General features: G+C 62.8%; 18 protein-coding genes. 4 read left to right on the top strand and 14 right to left on the bottom strand.

What is annotated here, in order from left to right:
- Window positions 1–4 precede the first annotated feature (4 nt).
- From QX034_RS00205 to QX034_RS00150, 12 genes are all read right to left on the bottom strand, one after another.
- On the bottom strand, window positions 5–1,489 hold the full coding sequence (locus QX034_RS00205; protein ID WP_316194914.1) for an aromatic/alkene/methane monooxygenase hydroxylase/oxygenase subunit alpha: 1,485 nt from the start codon (window positions 1,487–1,489) through the stop codon (window positions 5–7).
- 481 nt (window positions 1,490–1,970) lie between these two features.
- Window positions 1,971–2,294 carry a 2Fe-2S iron-sulfur cluster-binding protein gene (locus QX034_RS00200; protein ID WP_315705897.1) on the bottom strand — a complete coding sequence of 108 codons (324 nt, stop codon included), beginning with the start codon at window positions 2,292–2,294 and terminating at the stop codon, window positions 1,971–1,973.
- Between the two features lie 14 nt (window positions 2,295–2,308).
- Window positions 2,309–3,070 (bottom strand): SDR family NAD(P)-dependent oxidoreductase, encoded by a 762-nt coding sequence (locus QX034_RS00195; protein ID WP_315767926.1) that lies wholly within the window; start codon window positions 3,068–3,070, stop codon window positions 2,309–2,311.
- On the bottom strand, window positions 3,067–3,684 hold the full coding sequence (locus QX034_RS00190; protein ID WP_315745143.1) for an HD domain-containing protein: 618 nt from the start codon (window positions 3,682–3,684) through the stop codon (window positions 3,067–3,069). Before QX034_RS00190 ends, QX034_RS00195 begins: the two co-directional genes overlap by 4 nt.
- A complete protein-coding gene (locus QX034_RS00185) occupies window positions 3,681–5,126 on the bottom strand; it encodes an aldehyde dehydrogenase family protein (protein WP_315745144.1) in 1,446 nt (481 codons plus the stop codon). The genes QX034_RS00190 and QX034_RS00185 overlap by 4 nt, the downstream gene beginning before the upstream one ends.
- 16 nt (window positions 5,127–5,142) lie before the next feature.
- Complete coding sequence (locus QX034_RS00180; protein WP_315705901.1) at window positions 5,143–5,745, bottom strand: HD domain-containing protein; 603 nt, start codon at window positions 5,743–5,745, stop codon at window positions 5,143–5,145.
- A gap of 57 nt (window positions 5,746–5,802) precedes the next feature.
- The gene (locus tag QX034_RS00175; protein WP_315705902.1) at window positions 5,803–7,611 is read right to left on the bottom strand and encodes a PEP-utilizing enzyme; all 1,809 of its coding nucleotides are present in this window, start codon (window positions 7,609–7,611) and stop codon (window positions 5,803–5,805) included.
- A 56-nt stretch (window positions 7,612–7,667) separates the two neighbouring features.
- Complete coding sequence (locus tag QX034_RS00170; protein ID WP_315767924.1) at window positions 7,668–8,747, bottom strand: PEP/pyruvate-binding domain-containing protein; 1,080 nt, start codon at window positions 8,745–8,747, stop codon at window positions 7,668–7,670.
- Between the two features lie 66 nt (window positions 8,748–8,813).
- Window positions 8,814–10,067: a cytochrome P450 gene (locus QX034_RS00165; protein ID WP_315705904.1), complete on the bottom strand. Its 1,254-nt coding sequence runs from the start codon at window positions 10,065–10,067 to the stop codon at window positions 8,814–8,816.
- A 192-nt stretch (window positions 10,068–10,259) separates the two neighbouring features.
- Window positions 10,260–11,759, bottom strand: a complete 1,500-nt coding sequence (locus tag QX034_RS00160; protein WP_315705905.1) for a bacterial transcriptional activator domain-containing protein — start codon at window positions 11,757–11,759, stop codon at window positions 10,260–10,262.
- Window positions 11,760–11,914: 155 nt separating this feature from the next.
- Window positions 11,915–13,876, bottom strand: a complete 1,962-nt coding sequence (locus tag QX034_RS00155; RefSeq protein WP_315807139.1) for a hydantoinase B/oxoprolinase family protein — start codon at window positions 13,874–13,876, stop codon at window positions 11,915–11,917.
- A 4-nt stretch (window positions 13,877–13,880) separates the two neighbouring features.
- Window positions 13,881–15,905, bottom strand: coding sequence for a hydantoinase/oxoprolinase family protein (locus tag QX034_RS00150; protein ID WP_316194912.1), 2,025 nt, complete (start codon window positions 15,903–15,905; stop codon window positions 13,881–13,883).
- Window positions 15,906–16,158: 253 nt separating this feature from the next.
- Here QX034_RS00150 and QX034_RS00145 point away from each other — a divergent pair, with 253 nt between their 5' ends.
- From QX034_RS00145 to QX034_RS00130, 4 genes are all read left to right on the top strand, one after another.
- Window positions 16,159–16,554 (top strand): hypothetical protein, encoded by a 396-nt coding sequence (locus tag QX034_RS00145; RefSeq protein ID WP_316194910.1) that lies wholly within the window; start codon window positions 16,159–16,161, stop codon window positions 16,552–16,554.
- A 618-nt stretch (window positions 16,555–17,172) separates the two neighbouring features.
- A complete protein-coding gene (locus QX034_RS00140; protein WP_315745152.1) occupies window positions 17,173–18,318 on the top strand; it encodes a hypothetical protein in 1,146 nt (381 codons plus the stop codon).
- The gene (locus tag QX034_RS00135; RefSeq protein ID WP_315766714.1) at window positions 18,315–19,028 is read left to right on the top strand and encodes a hypothetical protein; all 714 of its coding nucleotides are present in this window, start codon (window positions 18,315–18,317) and stop codon (window positions 19,026–19,028) included. Before QX034_RS00140 ends, QX034_RS00135 begins: the two co-directional genes overlap by 4 nt.
- A complete protein-coding gene (locus QX034_RS00130) occupies window positions 19,025–19,741 on the top strand; it encodes a hypothetical protein (RefSeq protein WP_315745506.1) in 717 nt (238 codons plus the stop codon). The genes QX034_RS00135 and QX034_RS00130 overlap by 4 nt, the downstream gene beginning before the upstream one ends.
- A 111-nt stretch (window positions 19,742–19,852) precedes the next feature.
- Here the strand turns inward: QX034_RS00130 and QX034_RS00125 are convergent, their stop codons facing one another.
- A complete protein-coding gene (locus tag QX034_RS00125; protein WP_316194908.1) occupies window positions 19,853–21,232 on the bottom strand; it encodes an aspartate aminotransferase family protein in 1,380 nt (459 codons plus the stop codon).
- A 69-nt stretch (window positions 21,233–21,301) separates the two neighbouring features.
- On the bottom strand, window positions 21,302–22,261 hold the full coding sequence (locus QX034_RS00120; RefSeq protein WP_316194906.1) for a helix-turn-helix domain-containing protein: 960 nt from the start codon (window positions 22,259–22,261) through the stop codon (window positions 21,302–21,304).
- Between the last annotated feature and the right edge of the window lie 4 nt (window positions 22,262–22,265).

Raw genomic sequence — 22,265 nt, 5'->3', positions numbered from 1 at the left:
CGCGTTACTCGGCGGCCAGGCGTGACACGCCGTTCCAGGCATAATTTTGCGCGTCGTTGCCGGCCACGTCGGGCGTAATGCCCATGTACTGCAGTGCGCCCTCGAGCGTCGGAGGCTGGATCTGGCCCGCCAGGAAGCGATCGACGACCGAGAGATGGGTATCGTAGCGCTCGGGCAGGCTCTTCCAGACCCACTCGCAGACCTCGCAGCAGAAGTTCAGCTTGCGTCCGTTATGCGTGGTGATCCGCGGCGCCTGGCCAATGCTCGGGCTGCAGATCGGAATGTGGCAGCAATTGCAGACGATCGGCAGCGTTGCGGGATAGGTCTTCTCAATCTGACCGGTGCGCACGTTGTGGCCGATCACGTCCCACAGCTTGCCGAACCGATCGTTCCAGCCGGGATATTTCTGCTCGAGCCAGTCTCGCTCGGCGGCGGACACGCCCGCGTCCGGATTCCACCACACCGTCGGCCGCCAGAACCACACGCCCATGTGATAGGCGTGATGGACCCAGTCGAGCTCGGGTAGGAAATGCTTTTCCCAGTACCACGGCACGTTCATGCCGAGGTCCTTGAACTGGTCCATGAACTGCCGACAGATCCAGTCCTGCATGAACTCCTTGAACGACATTGTCCGGCTTTCCAGCGGCGTATAGTAGTCCATGGAAATGCCGGTCAGTAGCGCGAACAGCTTCCACGAGCGCCAGAACATCTGGTCGACCAGCTTCTGCGCCTCCGCCTTCTTGCCGTTGTTGATCATGATCTTCAGCGTCGGCTCGCCCTGCTGCGAATGCCGGGCCTCGTCGGTCTGGATCGAGGAGATCAGAGCGCCGAACTCGATGTCGCCGACATGCAGCGCGTCCGAGGCCATGCCGAGGAATTGCAGATTGGTGAAGCCGGTCTCGAAGGTGAAGGTGAGCTGGATGGCCGTCGACACCGCATCGTTCGCGGTGAACATGTCGTCGAACAGGCTGCGCGCTGCGATCACACCCCATTCGTTGGTGTGCATCGCCTTGTGAGCCCAGTCGAATTGCGGGTCCTTCGCCAGCAGGCAGTAGGGGAAGTAGATTTGCGCCTGGCCGTGGCGGCATTCGTCGAGCGTGCCGAACGCGGCCATGTTGCGCCACGCGGCCGCCCGGCCGAAGCGGGCCATGCGCGCCTCACCGATCGAGGCAAAATATTCCGGGACCGGAATGGCGCCGTAATGCGCCTTGATGGCCGACTTCCAGCCGGCGTCGAGATTGTCGTACAGGTTGGAGCGCGCGATGGTCGAACGGATGGAGTAGATGCCGTCGTCCTTGCCGGCCTGGTTGTGGACGTATTCGCGATAGGTCAGCTTGTAGGGCTCGTCCCAGCCCCACCATTGCTCGCCGTGGATGCCGAAGCTCTTCGAGAGCGCCTCGGGAAAGGCCTCTTCCTCGCTGACATAGGAGAGGGTCCAGTTCATGTCGCGGGCGATATCGTAGTAATCCCGCCGCTGCAGCTTCGGCATGCGCGCTCCTCCCGAGCTATGATCGCGTTTCGCTCTTGTGTCGTTCCGGACCGCGCCGCCCGTCTTGAACAGGTTGCTTTGCGCGGTTCGTGATCGATGCGTCCAATCTTCAACAGCAGATATGAAGATCGCCGATCGAAATTTGTCGGACAGTGTATGTCTCGTTCTTTGGTTTTTCTTTAGCCTGGTTTACGCACGTGATTGAGTTGGTATGCAGGCCTGATGGAAAGCGCGAACGCGGACGCGCGGAGATGAATGATGCAGTGCGGGGGAATGATGCGAGCAGGCCCTCAGCGCGTCGGCTTCGCTGAAGCGAGACGAGAATCGATTGACCTGAGAAGGGCGGCTATCCTCGTCAGACGAGTGAGTTCGGATGAGCAGGCATCGCAAGGCGACGGATCGGCTGTCTGCGGTGCAGGACGTCAGCTCAGAGCCGTCAGGTGAGAAGAAAGTGCGCGAGAACAGCGTGGGCTTGTCGCGATCAGCGGCTGCGGCCGACGACCCGCAGCAGCAGCCCGTCGAGGGACTCGGTGATCGGGATCTGGCAGGCGAGGCGGCTCTCCGGGCGGACGTCCGTGGCCTCGAATTCGAGCAAGTCGGCCTCGATGTCGCCCGCTGCGCCGACGCGCGCGATCCAGGTCTCGTCGACGTGACAATGGCAGGTGGCGCAGATGCACGATCCACCGCATTCGCCGATGATGCCGTCGACGCCGTTGCGCTTCGCCGCCTGCATGGCGCTCTCGCCGGGCTCGGCGTCAACGAGGCGCACGGTGCCGTCGGGCTCGATGAACGTGATCTTGGGCATGGATCTTCGAATTCCTAGATGAACTGCCGGCCGCCATCGATGATCAAAGTCTGGCCGGTAACGAAGGTCGCGGCAGGCGAAGCGAAGAACAGGGCGCCGCCGACCATGTCGTCGACATCGGCTGCGCGCTTCAGCGCTCCCCTGGAGACGCCATATTCCGCAGCATTCTCCATCAAGCCGAGGCTGGCTTCTGTGAGGGTGAAGCCGGGGGCGATGACATTGACCGTGATCTTGTCATCGCCCAGCTCACGCGCCAGCGCGCGCGTCATGGCGATGACGGCGCCTTTCGACGACACGTAGTGAAGCCACATCGGCGAGCCGCTCATGACCGTCGCCGACGACACGTTGACGATCGCGCCGCCGCCGGCGCGGCGCATCAGCGGCGCCACGGCCTTGCTCATCATCCACACACCCTTGACATTGACGCGCATCACCCGGTCCCATTCGGCCTCGGGTATCGCCTCGAAGCCGCGTCGTTCGAGTCCGGCATAGATGGCAGCATTGTTGACCAGTACGTCGACGCCTCCCATGCGCGCCAACGCTGTTTGCGCCAATGCTGCAGTGGACGTCTCGTTCGCGACGTCGACCTCTGCGGCATGTGCCTTGCCGCCGCGGTCGCGGATCAGCCGCGCGGTTTCCTCGACGCCGCTGAGGCGGATGTCAGCGGCGACGACCTCGGCACCTGCCGCGGCGAAGGCGAGTGCGAATCCGCGGCCCAGCCCGCCGGCGGCGCCGGTGACGATCACGCGTTTCCCAACCAGTTGGATCGTACTCATGCAGGAACCTCGATGTGCAGGAGATCCGCCATGAACGCGGACGCGACGCCCTCCGCGATCAGCGCCTGAGCCATGCCGGCGCCAGCGTCGGTCAGCATCGACGGCAGCACGAAGCTCTCGAGCATCGCGAGCGTCTCCTTCGGCGGGGTATCGAACCAGCCGCCGATCGTCGCGATGCCGTGAGCGGTGAAGCGCCACAGCTTGTCGGCGTCCTTCATCAGCGCATCCTCGCGTGAGATCGCAGATTTTCGCGTGTCATGCCCATCGATGATCGCAAGGATCGCATCGGCCTGCAGCCAGGGAAACGCCAGTTGCGAGAAAGCCTTGGCCGCGATCTTGACGCCCTCGATCTCATGGGCGCGCTGCAACTCTGGATATTTGGGATTGGGGCCGACCGCTGCGGCGAGCTGCTCTGGCGGGAATTTCTTCCAGCCGACGTCGTGCATGAGGATCGCGGGCAGGACCACGGAGGCGTCCGCTTCGGGATGAATCCGCAGTAGCGCCTGGCCAAGACGATAAGAGATCAGGGTGTGCTCGTCGTTGGACCGCACATCCAGCCATGGCCGCGCGGCAAGCCAGATCGGCAGATCCTGTTCGCGCAGAAAGTGCGTCATCGCAGCTCCGCGTCGTAGGTGAGGTAGATCGTCTTGTATTCGAGATAGTCCTCGACGCCGTAGCGGCCCTTCTCGCGGCCGATCCCGCTCTGCTTCATGCCGCCGAACGGCGCGCGCTGGTTCGATCGCTGGATGTCGTTGACCCAGACCGAGCCGGCTTCGAGGCGCTCGGCTAGGGTCAGCCCCGTCGCGAGGTTGCGCGAGAAGACGAAGGCGGCCAGTCCATAGACCGTCGCATTGGCGAGCCTCACCACCTCGCTGCGATCGTCGAATGGGGCAACGCCGAGCACCGGCCCGAAGGTCTCCTCGGTCATCACGAGAGAAGAGGGGCCGGCATCGGCGATGACGGTCGGCGGCAGGAACCAGCCCTTGTCGTAGATCCCGCCCGTCAAGCGGGCTCCGCCGGTCAGCACAGTCGCGCCGTGGGCGCGGGCATCGGCGATCTGTCGCTCGCTGTTGAGATAGATCTTTTCGTTGATCAGCGGGCCGAGCGCGCAATTCGAAGTCAGGCCGTTGCCAACGTCGAGCTGCGAGACCTTGTCGACGAGCGCATCGAGAAACGCAGCGTAGGCCGCGCGCTCGACATAGACGCGGTTGACGCGATAGCAGAACTGGCCGGAATTGGCGAAGGCGTGACGCGCGATCGCCGCAGCGGCGGCGCCGATATCGGCGTCGGCGCAGACGACGGCCGGGCATTGGCCGCCGAGCTCGAGCGTGACGCGCTTCATCGTTCCCGCTGCTGCTGCGGCGATGGCCTTGCCGGCCCTGGTCCCGCCGGTGAAGGCGATCTTGCGCGGCGTCGGATGCTCGATCATCTGCATGCCGATGTCGGGGCCGCGGCCGGTGACGACGTTGAAGCAGCCGGCCGGAAAGCCCGCCGTTCGGAAGAGTTCAGCGAGCCGCAAGGTCGACAGCGGCGTCTCCTCGGCTGGCTTTGCGACGACCGTGCAGCCGGCCATCAGCGCGGCTCCGAGCTTGAAACAGAGCAGCGTGACCGGATAGTTGAACGGGGTGATGGCGACGACGACGCCGACCGGCTCGCGGGTGATGATGATCTTCTCGCCGGCCATGCCCGTCAGCGGTATCTCGGCATGCAGGCGCTGGCCTTCCTCGGCATAGACGTCGAGCAACTCGGCCGAGCGCCGGATTTCGGTGATCGCGCCGGCCAGGGGACGGCCGAGCTCCCTGGTCAGCAGACGGCCGAGCTCGTCGGCCGCCTCGCGCATCAGCCCGGCGGCGCTCTTCTGCAGCCGCGCACGCTCGGCGACCGGCGTCGCCTTCCAGGTCTGGAAAGCCGTCTCGGCCGATCGGATCGCGGCATCGACATCCGCGCGGCCGGCATCCGGAACGCTATCGATCGTCTCGCCCGTCGCAGGATCGAAGACGGCGAAGGTCGCGCCGCTGCGCGCCGCAACCCAACGGCCGTCGATGAAAATGTCCATGTCCGCGGCCTCTGGTTCAAATCAGATCGAGCATCAGCGCTGCCCGGGTCTTGTCCAGTGCCTCCTCGGCCATCAGCCGTCCGGCCTCGGTCTCCAGCAAGGCAAGCTGCGTCGTCAGACGCGTCGCATATTGGTGCGGCGTCATCTTGAACCAGTCGCAGGCGACAGCGACACCGGTGGTCGTGAAGCGCCACAGCTTGTCGGCGTCGCGTACGATCCTATCGTTGAGGGAGCGCGGGTAGGGACGGGTGTCGTGGCCGTCGATGATCTCGGCGACCGCAACGATGACCGGCTCCGGCCAGTCGGCCTGCTCCAGCACCTCGCGCGACATGCGGACACCTTCGCTCTCGTGCAGGAAGCGCACGTCGGACTGCATCATGTTGGGGCCGAAGCCCTTCTCGATGATGTCGTTCATGTCGATCGAGTACCAGCCGATGTCGTGCAGGATGATCGCGAGTGAAACGATGTCCTCGTCCGCGTCGGGGTAATGCTCAAGCAGCCTGCGGGCATAGGCATAGGACAGCGGGATGTGAACGTCGTTCTTGCGGGCGCGCATGTATGGCTCGCTGATGCGCCAAACTTCATCGTACCGGCTGCCGATCTCGGGCCTGTCGAGCATTGCAATTTCCAATCTTGCAGGGAAGGCCGGCTTTGCCGACCTTCCCTGGTTCGGGGGTCAGGACAGAACGGTCACTTCGCCGGTCGAGCCGTTGACGCGCAGCATCTGTCCGTTCTTGATCGAGGAACTCGCGCGACCCGTGCCGGTGACGGCAGGCAGGCCGTATTCGCGGCACACGATGGCGGCGTGGGACATCATGCCGCCGATATCGGTCACGATCGCGTTGATCTTGCCGAAGATCGGCGCCCAGCTCGGCGCGGTGACCGGCGCGACCAGGATCTCGCCCTGCTCGATCTGGCCGAGCTCATCAGCCGACCGCACCACGCGGGCGCGACCTTCGACGATGCCGGGGGAGGCGGCCATGCCGGAGAGCTTGGTGGTGTTCGCGGCGCCATCGAGCCAGCGGCCGATGCTCTCTGTGGTGATGCCCCAGAGCATGATCGTGAACGGCTCGGTGATGACATCGGGCGGATTGTTGAGCGCGGGCTGCGGCGGCGTCGTCGCCAGCGCGGCAAGAATCGTCTTGCGCCGCTCGATCTCGGGCGGCCAGTAGGTCGGACCGATCGCCGGTGCGCCGACCGCCCAGCCATTGCCGTAGTCGAACAGCGCGTCGCGGACTTCCTGACGGTTCAGATAGAACAGGTCGTCGGCGTCCTTCCAGAAGCCGGCATCGCGGAAGATGGCGCCGAGCTCGCGCATCTTGCGCCAGAACACGCTCATCGACCAATGCTCGATATAGAAGTTGTGGTTCTCGACATAGGGAAACACGGTGCGGGCGAGACCGAGCTTACCCTCGAAGGCGGCACGGGCGTCCGTATCGAGCATGTCGGCATATTCGGACGTGATCCGGTCGCGCTCCTTGGCGATGGCTTCGGTCGGCCGCTCGATTTCCTCACCCCGCTGCACGCGGACGATGTAGTCCCTGATGTAGCCGAGCGGGATGTCGAGATGCTCGATCCAGTACTTGTCGGTCGAATAGAAGCCATTGCCGGAGGTAAAGTTGAACCAGGGATCCTGCGCCTCCTTCCAGGCCTTCAGCCATTCGGCGCCGTTCGGCGCATCGCTGACGGCGGCGAGCGCTTCGTCCACGGATCCGCTCTTCATCGCGTCGGCCACACCGAGCTTCACCGCGAGCTTGGCGAGCTTCTTCAACTCGTCGTCGGGACGAAACAGGTCTACCTCGACACCCTGCACCATCTTGGCGATGGCCTGGTCCGGAATCGTGGGGAACTGGCCCTTCATGAAGCTGAAGAAGTCGAGATAGGCGGCGTAGCCAAGGTTCAGGAACTCGAAATGATACTGCCAGGTCTTGTAGAGCAGCTGGATGGCTCGATCATAGGTCTCCGTCAGCGCATAAGTGTTGTCGAGGCCGACGCCGCCCGTAATCCAATCGAGCGGCACGGCCTCGGGCAGCGGCTCGAAGTTCAGCGCTTCGAGCTCGGCGATGTTGGCGCGGACCTTCTTGTCCCAGTTTGCGAGCAGACGGTCCCAGTTCTGGAAGTAGTAGCCGGCGCGCTCCATGAAATGCGGCACGCGGCCGCCGATCAGCTCGGGCGCAACGGCAACCGGGCTCATGTAGCAGTAGCCATTGTGGATGCGGTATTCGACGCCATTCGCCGGCGGGATCAGGTAATGCCGCGTGTTGTATTGACCGAGGCACTTGACTGCGAATTCGACCGTGACGGCGTCGAACGGCTTGAACGGGCTCGGCCAGTGCTGCGAGTCGCAGAACCAGAACTTGCCGTCCTCCTTGTCGCGCAGGCTGTTCTGGAACTGAAGGTAATAGGGGTAGAGCGTCTCCCAGCCCTCGGCGCCCACAGGCGTCTTCAGATCATAGGGACTTGGAAATTTCGCATGCGCTGTCATGGATGTTTCCCCTGCTTGGTGTTTTCTCTGTTTGTTGTTTGCTTGCTTGGTGACGATCACCGCTTGGCTTGAACCGGGGCCAGCAGCGTCCCCAGCACGCCCGCGATTCCGGTTTCGTAGATGGCGGTCGACTGCTTCTTCTTCTGGCTCCAGACGGTTTCCGGCCGGCTCTGCAGCGCGACGAGGTTCTCGTCATCGGGGAGATCTGCATCGATCGCCCATTCCACATCCTGTGGGCAGCCCATGCTGCGCTCCAGTGACTTGGCGAGCTTGGCCACGGCGAGGACCTGCGCATTGCTCAGGGAGGGCAGGGTGCGGCGCTCCGGCGCAATCACGCGCTCGACGGTTCGGCGCTCTGCGCGATCAGCCACGAGCTCGAAATCCTTCTCAGCGATCCGCTGCTTGGTCACCTGCAGAAGCACCTTCTCGACCACGAAATTGTCGGGTGTGATTTCTCCTGAGACCACCGGCTCACCGAGTCCGAAGGCGGAATCGATCACGATCTTGGTGCGGTCGCCATTGATCGGATCGAGCGTCATCGCAACGCCCGCGGCGCTGGCATTGACCATCTTCTGGACGCCGACCGACATCAACACGTCGATCTGGCCGAGCCCGTTCTCGGCGCGGTAGGAAATGGCGCGGGCATTGAAGAGGCTGGCCCAGCACGCCTTGACCTTCTCGACCACGGCGTCCTCGCCGACCACCCAGAGATAGGTGTCCTGCTGGCCGGCAAAGCTGGCGTCGGGCAGGTCTTCCGCCGTTGCGGACGAGCGTACCGCGACCGGCAGCTGGCCATCGGGCGACAGGCGACGATAGGCCTCGCGGATCGACTGCTCGACCACGCCCGGCATCGGCTGCGCCAGGATTGCGTCGCGGATCTCGTGCGACAGTGTCTCTTCGTCATCGACATCGTCGAGCACGATCCGCGACAGGCGCTCGCGGATCGTTGCCTCGAGGCCGTTGCCTCGAAGATGCAGGGCGTAGGCTGCGGTCGCAACCGCAAATCCCGGCGGTACGCGGACGCCTTGCGCGATCATACGTGCCAGGCTTGCGCATTTGCCGCCGATGCGCGGGAAGTCGTCCTCGCGTGCGGCTTCGAACGGCACGATGAAGGATGCGGCTGCGTTGGCGCACATGCGTTTGTTCCCCACCTTGTGATCCGGATCGACTCCGGACTTGTTGTTGCTTTCGACCGCGCGCGGTCAGACGTCCCATTCGATACGCAGGGCCGTCGGCACGCGAAACGAGATGTTGTGAACGAAATCGATCTTCTGGTCCGCTGCGAGGCGGAGGCCGGGGAGCCTGCGGGTCAGTTCACCCAGGGCGATCGCAAATTCGATGCGTGCCAGCTGCTGGCCGACACAGGTGTGAATGCCGTAGCCGAACGCCAGATGGCTTCTCGCATCGGAGCGCCGGACATTGAAGCGGGTGGGATCGCTGAACACAGCCTCGTCACGATTGGCAGAGCCGATCAGCAAGAGGATGTTGGAGTCCTTCGGCACCGGGACGCCACCGATCTGGGTGTCCTTCAGGGCGCGCCGGCGCCAGGCTACGATCGATGGGCTGAAGCGCAGGGATTCCTCGACCGCGTTCGGAATGAGCTGCGGTTCCGCGATGATGGCTTCCCAGTTTTCGCGCCGCTGCAGCAACTCCCGCATGCCATTGGCCATCAGCGTCGTCGTGGTCTCGTGTCCGGCGAACAGCGCGCTGTAGAGGACGCCGGCGATCTCCTCGTCGCTGATCTCGGCACCTTCGTTCTGAAGCCGAACCAGATCGCCCGGCAAATCGTCGCTCGGGTCGTCATGGCGCAGGCGCACCAACTCGCGGCAGTAATTCCAATACTCGACCATGTTGCGCGCGTGGCCGACCTGCTCCTCGTCGCTCAGGTCGCCCCAGGTCAGCAGCGCGCGGCTGACGGCCCAGGACTTCACGCGCGGCACGTCCATGTTGGGAATGCCGACCAGCTTGAATAGGACCAGTGCCGGCACGTCGTAGGCGAATTCGCGGAAGAAGTCGGCATGGCCGCGATCTGCGAAGGCATCGATGGCTTGGTTGACGATGGCCTTGATCTCCGGCTCGATCGCCCTGAACCGGCGCGGCCCGAAGCAGCCCTGAACCAGCTTGCGAATGCGGGTGTGATCGGGCGGCACACGGGCCGACAGGCCGGAATAGGCCGTGAAGCCGCCCTCACGCATGATGCGCTTGCCTTCCTCGCACATCGGACGCAGCGGCGCCTGCGCGTTCTCCGAGGAGAAAGTCCGCCAGTCGTCGAACACGGCCTTGATGTCGGCGTGGCGCGCGACCACGAAATAGTTCAGCTCGTCGGAGAAGAATACCGGCGCCTCGGCCCGCGCCCATTCGTAGAACGGGAACGGATCGCGCATTTCGAAGGGATCGAAATCCTTTGCGGCGTCGCCAAAGGGGCATCGCGCCAGCTGAGCAGCCGAACCGGGCATATCATCCTCCCATTCGCCGCCCGCGATGGCGACGTTGTTATGGGCACACTCTAAGCGGCGGCCTTTGGGTTTTCTTTAGTCGGTAACTCTATGGCAAATTTGGATAAATCGTCAATGTGCGGGCGCACGGCGTCTTTTCCAGCTTGCGAACTCGGGACAGCGAGCGGCCTTTCGACGCAGCGAATGGGCCGCTCAAGCCGTGAGCTTGCGGTGCAGCTCCTGAAGCGAGGCGCTCTTCGGCCGGTCGTCGAAATGCTTGAGCGAGTCGAGATAGAGCTTGAACTGGCGGTCGATCGCCTCGCGTCGCCCCTGCGCCTTGAACACCTGCATGGCCTCGGCATGCGCCATTTCGCACAGCGGATCGATCGCGAGCGCTTTTTGGCAATGCGCAAGCGCGGCAGAATAGTCGTTGCGTTCGAGATAAATCCGCGCGGCGTCGCGCTGGACCTTGAAGAACATGTCGCGCAGCCAGTAGCGTTTGCTCCAGCACCAGTCGCGTTCGCCGTCGTCGGCATACTCGACCGGAATATCCTCGAACAGGTCTCCGGTGTAGAGACGATCTGCCGCCTGCAGGCAGATCAGCGCCTCGTCGCTGGCGCCGGCCTTGATATGGCCCTGCGACTGGCGGCACAATTGTTCGAAGGTCGAGATGTCGAGCCAGCTGCGCTCCGGCGGCACCAGCACATAGCGCGAGCCCTCGCGGCGGATGTAGTTGCGGCCGTCCTCGCGTCCGCTGGGCTGGCCGAGCGCCAGCCGCAGGTAGCGGACGGTGTGATAGAGACGGTTGCGCGCGGCCTCGATGTCCTCGGCATCGGGCCAGAGCAGATCGGCCAGTTCGTCGGTGCCGGCGCCGTGGCCGCCCTTCTGCAGCAGATACGCGAATAGCGTCTTGGTCTTGCGGGTGGCGCCGCCGGGCGGATCCCAGTTCACCTGGCTGCCGTCGTTGCGATAGATCCGCAAGCGCCCGAAGCATCTAATCTTCCAGCGGTCGCGGCTGTCGAGATGAATGGTCCCGGTTTCTTCCGCCGACCGGCGCAACAACCACATGGGATCGGCGCCCTCGGCCGCATGCAGCGCCGCGGCCGAGGTGTCGATCCGCAATTCCGGCGCGATCGCGCCGAGCCAGAAGTCGACCTGCTCGCGCAACGCGCCGCGCGTCTGCAGCCGCGAGGGAAGCCAATGCGGATTGTCCACCAGCCCGCCGCTGGTCAGGATTTGCGGGTGGCCGCGCAGCGCCACCAGCAATTGCTCGTCGATCAGCACACGGCGATTGTAGAGCGAGGCGATCGAGAGTTCGGACTGCCGCGCGAGTGCCTCGGCCAGCGCCGGCCAGCCCTCGAAATTCGCCGTCGCCGAGTTGGTCTCCAGGCCCCAGCTCATGTCGACGACGAGCAGCGCAGGGCCTTGATTGCGGGTTGGCGACATCCACTTCTCGATCCGCGCCCCGACGTCGCGAAACGAGATCGGCACCTGCAGCAGCGCCATCTCGTTGAAGCTCTTGCCTTCGACGAGACCGATCTTCTTGACGTGTCTTGCGAGCTTCTCGACGCGTGCAATCGCATTCGCGTCGGCCGCGATTGCGAACAGGCGGCAGGGTTGTGCAACCGTCTGGTAAAGTTTGAAGAAGTCCGCAAAAAGCCGCTTTTGCTGCGTTGCAAATAGCGCGAGGTTGACGGATCGGTTTTCAGCCATGGGTATTCAGCCGCGACAACCTCATTGGGATCGGCAGACTGAAGCAGTCTAAAAGCGGCTGTCAACGCGATGCAAGCCTTTGTTTCCCAAGCTTTCCTCACAAGGCTCGAAGCAGTTCGCTCGGCTATTCATCGGCTCGGAAGCCGCGAGCTGCGCTAATTGTCGTTCCACATCGCGACCGATCGTCGCTCGAACATCTCGCGGAACTGGCGGGTCGATTCCGGAAGCAGGGCCCCGCTGCCCCAGTCGAGGATGACGGCGTGCTGGCGGACCGCGTCGAATGCGTCGATCTCGCCATTTCGATAACGCTCGGCGACGATCTCCGGATCGAGCCTCGCATTGTCGATGCGCTCGGCCTTGATCTTGGCACGCAGCGCTTCTGTCGCGGATAGATCGACCACGTAGTCGCAAAGCTCCGCGTCCACGGTCTGGACCACCACGCCGTAATCCTTGGCGGCGCGATCGACCGAGACATAATCGTCCTTGATGTCTTCGAGCACGAGGTTCGGGTCGCGTGCGAGCGGGTCGCCGAAGCCGCCGCCGCCCGCCGTGGGGCGAGAGAACACGTCGCCTTCGCCGAGCGGCACGTCGGAGAAGATCGAGCCCAACCGTTCCTCGGCATCAGCGCCGGCACGCTGCAGGGTCAGGCCATGCGGCATGGAGGGCAGGCCGCCCTCGATGCCCCATACCACCGCGCGCTCGCGGTCGCAGATGTAGGAGATGACGGTCTTTTCGGCCTCGAGCATGCGCGAGGTCTTCACCACGCCGGCGCCGCCACGCCATTTGCCGGGTCCAGGGGAGTCGGTGAGGATCTCGCATGCCGTGGTCAGGATCGGGTTGGCGCGCTCCTGGCCTTCGACCGGCTGCGACATCAATCCGGTGCCGAAGCAGGCGGTGGTGACGTTGCTGCCGTCCTTGCCGTTGCGGCCGCCCCAGCCGCCCGGCAGCCAGTCGTAGAACATGAAGATCGGCTTGTCCGGACTGCGCGCGTCGAGCCCGCCGGTGAGCAGATATTCGAGATTGAAGGCGCAGGCGAGCGCGCGCTCCGGCATCAGCTTCGACCACATCTCGTAGATCGAGTTCATGATCTTCTCGAACGGCATCAGGAAGCCGGTGACCGCGATCGGCCATTTGGCGTCGACGATCGAGCCTTCCGGCGCGATGATCTCGAAGCAGCGGTAGAAGCCGGAATTGAGCGGCAGGTCGGGGAAGAACGTTTTCATGCCGGCCGCGACGGCGGAGAAGGTGGCGCCGAAGGCCGAATTGTAGATCGAGCCGATCGTTGGATGGCTGCCGGTGAAATCGTAGATCGCCTTGTCGCCCTTGATCGTCATCTTGATCCGGATCGGGATCATGCCTTCGCCGCCGGCCGGATCGCGGTCGATGAAGTCGACCGTCTCCCATTCGCCGTCGGGCAGGGCGGCGATGCGCTGCCGCGCCGAGCGCTCGACATAGTCCTGCACCGCAGCGAGCCCAGTCTCCACAGTGTCGCGGCCGTATTTGTTGACCAGGCGCAGGATCTCGCGCTCGCAGACCTGGGTCGCCTGCGCCTGCGACTGGATGTCGCCGATGATCGAGGCCGGATCGCGCGTGTTCGACGCGATCAGGTGGGCGACATCCTTGCAGAAGCGACCGCGGTCGAACAGGCGCACCGGCGTGATGCGCAGGCCTTCGCGGAACATCTCGCGTGCGGCGACGTCGAACGAGCCGGGCACGCTGCCGCCGACATCCGACCAGTGCCCGTTGGACTGGCTGAAGGCGATGATCCTGCCGTCGGCGAAGATCGGCCGGATCAGGCGCACATCGGAGAAGTGCGTGCCTCCGGCATAGGGATCGTTGATGGCGAAGACGTCGCCTTCGTGCATGTCGCCCTCGAAGTGACGGATCACCTCCTGGCAGGTGAAGTGCAGGGTGCCGACGTGAACCGCGATATCCTGGTTGCCCTGTGCGGCGCATTCGCCCTTGGCATCGTGCAGCGCGCTGGAGAAGTCGTGGTTATAGATGACGAAGGAATAGCAGGTCCTCAAGACCTGCTCGCCCATTTGGTCGACGCTGGTGATGAAGGAGTTCTTCAGAACCTCGAAGGTCACGGGATCGAGCGCGAGATCTTGCGTCATCGCCTCACTCCTTCACGCTGATGATGATGTTCAGATATTTGTCCACCTCCGCCTTGGCGCCGGGCGGCATCACGGTGGTCGCGTCGATCTGCTCGACGATGGCAGGGCCGCGGAAGGTGAAGCCGCATGGCAGGCTTCCGCGCTGGAACACCGGAGTGTCATGGGCCTCGCCGTCGAACCAGACAGGACGCCGAGCCACCGGCTCCGGCGTTACGCCGGTCGGCTCATGGACGGCGAACTCCGCTTTGGGCACGATGCCGACCGCCTTCAGGTTGAGGCGGAAGAAGCTCACCGGCGCGCTGTCGCGGCGGAAATTGTATTCGCGCTGGTGCTCGGCGTGGAAGCTGGCGACGAGATCGGCGATCGCGCCGATCGGACGTGGCGCGTTCACCGCGAGCGAGCGCCACTGGCCGCGATACATCATGTCGATGGAACGCTGCAGGACGATGTTCTCGGGAGCGACGCCCTCATGGGCCAGCCGATCCAGGGCTTCTTTTTCGATCGCGGCAAACTGCGCTTCGATATCGGCGGGATCGGCTTCCGCTGCGTCGACCATGCAACTCTGCGAGAAGTCGTGCTGCATGTCGACCAGGAGACAGCCGAGCGCGGAGGTCACGCCCGGATTGGGCGGCACGATCACGACGGGAATCGCGAGCTCGCGGGCGACATCGACCCCATGCAGCGCGCCGGCGCCGCCGAAGGCGACCAGGGCAAAATCGCGCGGATCATAGCCGCGGCTGATCGAGATCAGCCGGACGGCATCCGACATGTTGGCGTTGGCGACCTTGAGGATGGCGTCTGCGGCCTCGTGCAGGCCGAGTCCGAACGGCCTGGCGACGCCGTCTTCGACGGATTGGCGGGCGAGGGCAGGGTCGAGAGTCACCTTGCCGCCGGCAAGGCTGGTGCCGAGGCGACCGAGCGTGACATTGGCGTCCGTATTGGTCGGCTGCGCATTGCCGTTGCCGTAGCAGGCCGGACCCGGATAGGCGCCGGCCGATTGCGGCCCATTGCGCAGCGAGCCCGCGGGATCGGTCCAGGCGAGAGAGCCGCCGCCGGCGCCGATGGTCAGCACCTCGATGGAAGCGAAGCGGATCGGATAGCCGAATTCGACGTACCAATCCTTGGTGATGCGCGACTGGCCTTCATAGGCCAGCGACACGTCGGTCGAGGTGCCGCCCATGTCGAGCCCGATCGAGTTCGGATAGCCGCACAGGCTGGCGATGGTGCGGCTGGCGATGGCGCCGGCGGCAATTCCCGAGCCTGCGAGGCGTGCGGCAAAATCCTTGACGCTCGCCGGCGTCATCACGCCGCCGCCGGTATGCAGCAGCAGCAGGTCGCGGGTATAGCCCTCGTTCGCCAGGCGCTCGCCGAGCCGGCTGGTGTAATCGACGACCACCGGGCTCACCACGGCGTTGGCGACTGTGGTTGAGAAACGCTCGTGCTCGAAGATCTCGGGCAGCACCTGCGAGGAGATCGAGACCGGGATCTCGGGCATTGCTTCCAGCAGGATGTCGCGCATGGCGCGCTCGTTCTCGCCGTTGAGATAGGCGTTCATGAAGCAGACCGCGACCGCGGCGACGCCGCGGCGCTTGAGGATGCGGGCGACCTCGCGCGCGGCTTCGATATCGAGCGGCTCGATCACGCGGCCGGCGGCGTCCACACGCTCGGGAACGGTCAACCGGTCGCGGCGCGGCACGTAGGGCCTGACCACGTCCTTGTAGGTGTCCCAGAGATCTTCCTTGTTGGCGCGACGGATCTCGATGACGTCGCGAAAGCCCTTGGTGCTGACCACGGCGGTGCGGGGCAGGCGGCGGGTGATCAGGGCGTTGGTCGCAACGGTCGTGCCGTGCGAGAACAGCGCGACCTCGGCAAGGTCGATGCCGGCCTTGGAGACGCCGCCCATGATCCCGTCGATGGGATCTTGCGTCGACGCCGTCTTCTCGACCCGGATGAGGCCGGTCGCCTCGTCCATGATACAGATGTCGGTAAAGGTGCCGCCGACATCGACGGCCACGCGGAGAGTCTGCACGATGCGAGGTTCCTTCGAACGCGGGATCGTGAAGATTATGGACATGCGGTGGCGGCCGCGCTTGACGCTGAGTGCAGGATGTTTTGCGTCAGAGCGCAATCGATTGCCGAAATGACGAGTCACGGCTCTCCGCAGATTCAGGCTCACATCGCGGACAGCATCGGACATGAGATCACGTTCCCGCGGCGTTGATGCCCGAGTTGTGCGTTTGGAGAGGCCCTTCGAAAGATCGAAAGGGCGCAGGGAATGCCGGATGCTGGCCGCACCCATGGCCCGCCTGCAACAAAGAAAGCAGGCGGCAGTCACCACAGGTCAGCCGAAACAATCCGGCATTCCCTGCGCGATGGTTTTACGCTTATACGTGGTCTCCCCGGGGACCGGCTCGATTGCCCCCGTCCACGTGAAGCAAAGCTTCATCGCGTTGCGACAATGCGCTGTCAGCGCATTGCGCAGGCCTCAGCACCGGGAGGCCAGGACCGCACGACTTCACGTCCGCATCGATGTTGTTCGTCGGCGCGAGCAAATCACGCTGCAACCCGACACGGCCACCGCAACCCGCCTCGCGCATCGTGACGACCGCGCGTACGCCCCTTCTCATCGAGGCGGGATGGACATAGTCATACACGATTTCTGGAAAAACGAAATATAAAAATTCGCCGGCTGGGAGAGCTTTGCCGTTTGAGCTTGAAAAGTCTGGTGAAACGAGTTTTTACGCGCGGGCGATTGTCAGCGTCTTCCCGGGGGAACGCGCTGCGAAACCATGCGAAATCGCTCAAGTGATTTGCCCGACAAGCAGGCGTGATCCTAGCTGGCCTTGCCGGTTAGCATAGTGACGATTTTAGGAAGGATCGTGCGGTATCCTTGTTTCGGGACGCGGCTTTGTCGCGCTCCCTCACAGGAGGGGTCAAGGTTGCCGCGAATAAATTGAGTGGTGCCGGGGGGGCGGCGACCTCGAAGGATGGCAGGCGGAGATCGCTCATCCGACTGCGTCCCAAAACCTTGCGTATCGCTTTTTTCAGCGTCGCGAAGCGCGCCAGCTTTTCCCGCACTAAGGCGCCGACGTCGACCGCGTGGGCGAAGCCAAACATGGTGCCGAGCCGGCAACAGCTTGCGCTGAGGGACTTCCTGATAGGCCAATTCAATCGTCTCGGTACGATGCTGCCGCTCGTTGAGCAAGGCCGGGAGCCGCGGATATTTTGCTGGCAAAAGGTTGCGTTTCAAAGCAGTATGCAACCATAAGGGGCGTATAGGTCGGGGGCTCCGGGAGATGAACTATTCCGGAATGAGTATTGCAGCGGAGACCCGTGCCACCCGCGATCAGATTGAATCTGATCCGCTTACGCCGCGGCAGCGCGCGCGCCTAGAGCGCGACCAAGCCCGCGGGTACTCCATCAATACGAAGCAGATCGTGCTGGCGTTCGCTGTCGAGTTTGTCATCATCGGACTCATTCTCACGAACAATGCTGCCACGGTTGCGCAACTTCCAGACACGTCCCTCTTCAAAATGATTCAAGCGATGCTGTTCCCCATTGCGATGGCCATGGTGGAGTTGGCGCGAGTGCCGCTTGCCGTCGCTGTACGAACCCAGACCTCCTGGAACATCAAGCTCGCTGCATTGGTTGGCGTGCTCTGTGCGGTTGCAGTCACATCTGTCTCTCTAATCCTTATCGGTAATTCGACCTTCAATCCTCGTCTCGAAGATACGAGCAAGAAGAGCACTATTCTTGTTGGGCTACAGCAGAGGAAGCAAGAAATACTTCTTCGAGTTAAGGCGGCTGACGAACTGGTTCGGGAGCGACGAAATGAGAGGGACGCAGCCGAGCGCGACAGGCAAAATTTGAATTTGCAGCTGAACGCTCAGCCTAGACCGCCCTGTGTCGTCGTAACTCGCCCAGCTTCTACACCCGGGGGGCCGCCTGAAACGCGCTCGGTTTGCCCGGAGAATCCTGTGCTTAAACCTCTACAAGCCGAGATAGCTTCTTTAAAGGTGAAACTCGTGGACCTCGAAGCGGCTCTAAAAGCCGCCGAAACTCAACGCGCGTCGCCCACTTTGGACACTGGGCCGATAGATAAGGAGATCGAAGAGGCGGAGAAAGACAGTCGCGGATCAGTCCAACAATCGCAACTGCATGCTTACGCCGCAATGCTGTTCCGCAAGGCGCCTGCTGATATAACCGAAGCGGACGTCAAGACACTTGAGCTGTACCTTATCGTAATCCCCTCAATTGCTGCGGCCTTTTCGTCGACCCTCATCGCCATGACAGCCGTTCGGCGGATCAAGCCAACATCCACGTCAGAGGGGATGATCTCGGATGAGGCTGCGGCCTATCTTTTCGGACCACTCGTCGCAGCAATTCGCTCTGAGGCCCGAGAAGCAGTCAAATCGGCTATGAAGAACTCCCAACTGGCATGAAGCTCCCTCGAACCAGCCTGAACGAAGAGTTGTCCGCGGCGATAAAAAGTCGCATCGGCGCAGAGGAGTTTTATATCCTGGGACGAAGTGGATTTTGGCGTGCCATCGGAGTTGGATTCATTGCTCTCGGTCTCGAGACGACGATCGGATTGGGGCTGTATGGCTATTCAAGCGTCACGCGGAGTGAAGAGAATTTGTCGGTCATGGCCGCGGCTATAAGCAAGGCGCTTGCGGATATTCAGGTGAGAGGGAGCGCCATAGGTACCATCGAGGTCCAACCGAGCGAAATTAGGCTGGCTAGAGATCAAACTGTCATTTTAGATGAAAGCTCTCGCATCCGACTTGATCCGGCGGCGAAAATATTCGCTGATGGGGAGATGAGGGTTCAAGCGCCGACAGTATCGGTTCCTCTGACGGTGACGCCCCGAGCCAGAACGACTACCCCGACGATCACGAACTTCACGGTCTTCAAGAGCGTTCCATTTGACAAAGGCTCGGTACAGACCGGTTGGGTATTTCTAACCAGTGCGCAGAAATTTCCGTCGACGCAGTATTGCTATTACACGGAAAGCGGTGACAACCCGGATGTATCCTTGCGAATTGAGCTAGGCAAAGACGAGCAAAGCGAAAACGAAAAAAATGTGCCGGCCAAGTTTGCCTTGGCTGCCGCGTTCGCCAAATGCGTTTGGTTCCGCAAGGATGCCCTATGACCGATCAGAATCACCACGATGATCTCGGTACATTCGCGGCCATACTGAACTCAAGGCTTGCTATCAGCGCACGGATCGTACGGGCCAAGTCATTTGCGCTTCAATGCGTCGGATGGTTGATCGCCTTTGTGATGACGGGCACCGGGTTGGTGATCGCCTTTTGGGGATATAGCACCACCATATCTCCGGTACCCGCTGCCGACATCGCTGCAAATGCAATTTCTGACGCGTTCAGGCGTGCACAGATACGCACGATTGTTTCCGGCACAATGACGTTGTCGCCTGACGCAGAACTCACGCTTGCCAAGGATCAACGTGTCAAGCTCATGGAAGGATCGATAGTCAAGCTTGATCCGTCGTCGACGGTCCGAGTGGTCGGTGATCTCAAGATAAACGTTCCGCAACCATCTAGAGAGCAGCTTCAATTGGATACGACGAGTGGAAGCAACGAACTCCCGTTTACGCGGTATACGATCTTCAACGGTGCCACGTTTGGAGCAGGCACTGTGGTCACTGGATGGAACTTCGAGGTCTCCGACCCGACACGCCCGACGTACCAGAGATGCTATTTTGAGCAGATATTGGATAAGGGTATAGCTGCGACTCAGACAATAGCCGTAAACGGCGCCCCGAAGCGCGTCTCGCCGCTGAGCAAGTTGCCGTTTGATTTCGATGGCGCAGTATCAAATTGTGTTTGGTTTTCCGGAACGTAAAGTCGTTGCGCAGGAAAAAGATGTGGATGGCCGGGACTATGCCCGGCCATGCCAACTTTGAGAAATCGGTCGCGGCGATTGTGTGGCCTTGAACAGTGGAGGCGTGCCCGCTCAGCCCTCCGGCATCCCCGCATTGACCCACGCCGTGACATCGTCGAGCGTGGCGGCGAAACGCTTCAACATTTCGTCGACCTGCGCCGTGGTGATGATCATCGGCGGGCACATCGCGATGCTGTCGCCGACGTTGCGGATGATCAGGCCGTGATCATGGGCGCGGTCGAAGAACTTCATGCCGACCTTGCCGACCGGCTCGAACTTGGCCTTGGTCGCCTTGTCGGCGACCAATTCGACCGCCGCGATCAGGCCGCGGCCGCGGACTTCGCCAACCAGCGGATGATCGGCAAAGCGCGCCAGCTTTTCGCGCAAGTAAGCGCCGACCTCGGCAGCGTGCGCGACCAACCCGCGCTCCTCGATGATCGCGAGGTTCTCCAGCGCAACCGCGGTCGCGACCGGATGCGCGCTCGTGGTATAGCCATGCCCGAAGGTGCCGAGCCGGTCGGACTGGTCGGCCATCGCCTGATACATGGTGTCGCTGATGAGCACGGCGGCAAGCGGCTGGTAGGACGATGTCAGCTGCTTGGAGCAGACCAGGATGTCCGGCTTGATGCCGAAAGTGTCGCAGCCGAACGTGGTGCCGAGACGACCGAACCCGTTGATCACCTCGTCGGCGATGACAAGCACGTCGTATTTGCGGCAGACCTCCTGGACGCGCTGCCAGTAGTTCACGGGCGGCACGATCACGCCACCGGCGCCCATCAGCGGCTCGCCGATGAAGGCGGCCACCGTGTCCGGTCCCTCGCTGAGGATCAGCTCTTCGAGCTCGGTCGCGAGCCGTTCGGTGAAGGCTTCCTCGCTCTCGCCGGGCAGCCCGAAGCGGTAGTAATGCGGGCACGTCACGTGCTTGGCGAAGGGCAGGGGCAGGTCGAAGCCGCGCTGGTTGGCCTGCAGCCCGGTCAGGCTGCCGGCGCCGATCGTGATACCGTGATAGGCGCCCTGGCGGGCGATGAACTTCTTCTTCTCGGTGCGACCGAGCGCGTTGTTGTAGTACCAGACGAACTTGATCGCGCTGTCGTTGGCTTCCCCGCCGGAATTGGTGAAGAACACATGCTTCAGTCCGGGAGGGGCCAGGGAGACGAGCTTCTCGGCCAGGAGTGTCGAGGGCTCGTGGGACTTGTGGGTGAAGATGTGGTAATAGGGCAGCTTGGCCATCTGCCGCGTCGCCGCCTCGACCAGCCGCTTCTCGCCGAAACCGAGCCCCACGCTCCACAGGCCCGCAAGGCCTTCGATATATTCGCGCCCCTCGTCGTCATAGACATAGATACCGGAGCCGCGGCTGATCACGATCGGACCGACGCGCTCATGCCGCCTCATATTGGTCGCGGGATGGATCTGGTGGGCGATATCTTTGCTCTGCAGGGAATTCGTTCGCATGGACAAGGTGGCTTTCTGAGGACGGAAGAGTAAGCTTTATCGCGATCCAGACGGTGGCGATAGCGATTTTCAGGAATCGCAGGCGCGGTATGCAGCGCGCGCTTCGCTCGGCGTGCGACCGAAACGACCGCGATAATGGCGGCTGAACTGCGCCTGGTCGCCATACCCCCAATGATAGGCAATTTCAGCCAGGCTCTTTCGGCACGCCGGATCGCGCAGCATCGCGTCACACATCGCGAGCCTCTGGTTGCGGATGTAGCTGCACACGGTGATGCCCTCGGCCTCGAAGATCTGGTGCAAATATCGCAGCGAGATACCGCATCGATCGGCCACCACCTGGGGGACGAGCCGCATGTCGTCGAGATGGGTCCGGATGAAATGTTCGCAGCGATGCAGGTGCGCGTTGCGCACCGAGGAGGACTGGCCGACGAGCTCGCTCCGATCGGATTCGACCGCCATCACCAGGAGGTCGATCAGATGTCTGCCGGTCAGCGCGCGCGCCGGTTCATCGATCTCCTCGATCCGTGCGCCGGTCAGGCGGAGCGTATCGACGAAGAGGGCGCCGGCGCCGCGTGCGGCATCGATCTGCCGGGTGGCAAGACGTTCCGGGCAGCCGATGCGCGCGCGCAGCGCCGTGCCCGGAATCTTCAGCACCCAGAGCGCGGCGGGATCGCGATGACTGAACTCATATGGCGAGTGGCTCCGCTCGATCAGGAACGCTCCGGGTCCGCAGCGGACGTCCTTGCCGTCCTGCGCGAAGCGGATCTCGCCATGGTCGGGTACCGTGATCAGGTAGCTCTCTTCGCGTTCGGCGAGGAGATGGTGCGCATGGCGCTTGTAGAGCAGGCCATCCGAGACATTGCGGGAGACCGACACCGGGCCCAGCGACCACGCCGCCAGGCTTCCCCGAAAGTCGCGACGTCCCGGGAAGGACAGATCCAGCGGAAAATAGATCCTGGATACGACGTCCTGCCAGAACTGCCGGCGGCTGTGGCGGGGGATGTCGGCGGTCGCGTAACTGGCCTGCATATCA

The organism is Bradyrhizobium sp. SZCCHNR3119, from assembly GCF_032487775.1.
Classification (GTDB): Bacteria; Pseudomonadota; Alphaproteobacteria; order Rhizobiales; family Xanthobacteraceae; genus Bradyrhizobium.
Note: the sequence above shows the minus strand (reverse complement) of the source record. Positions and strands in the feature narration are given on the sequence as shown.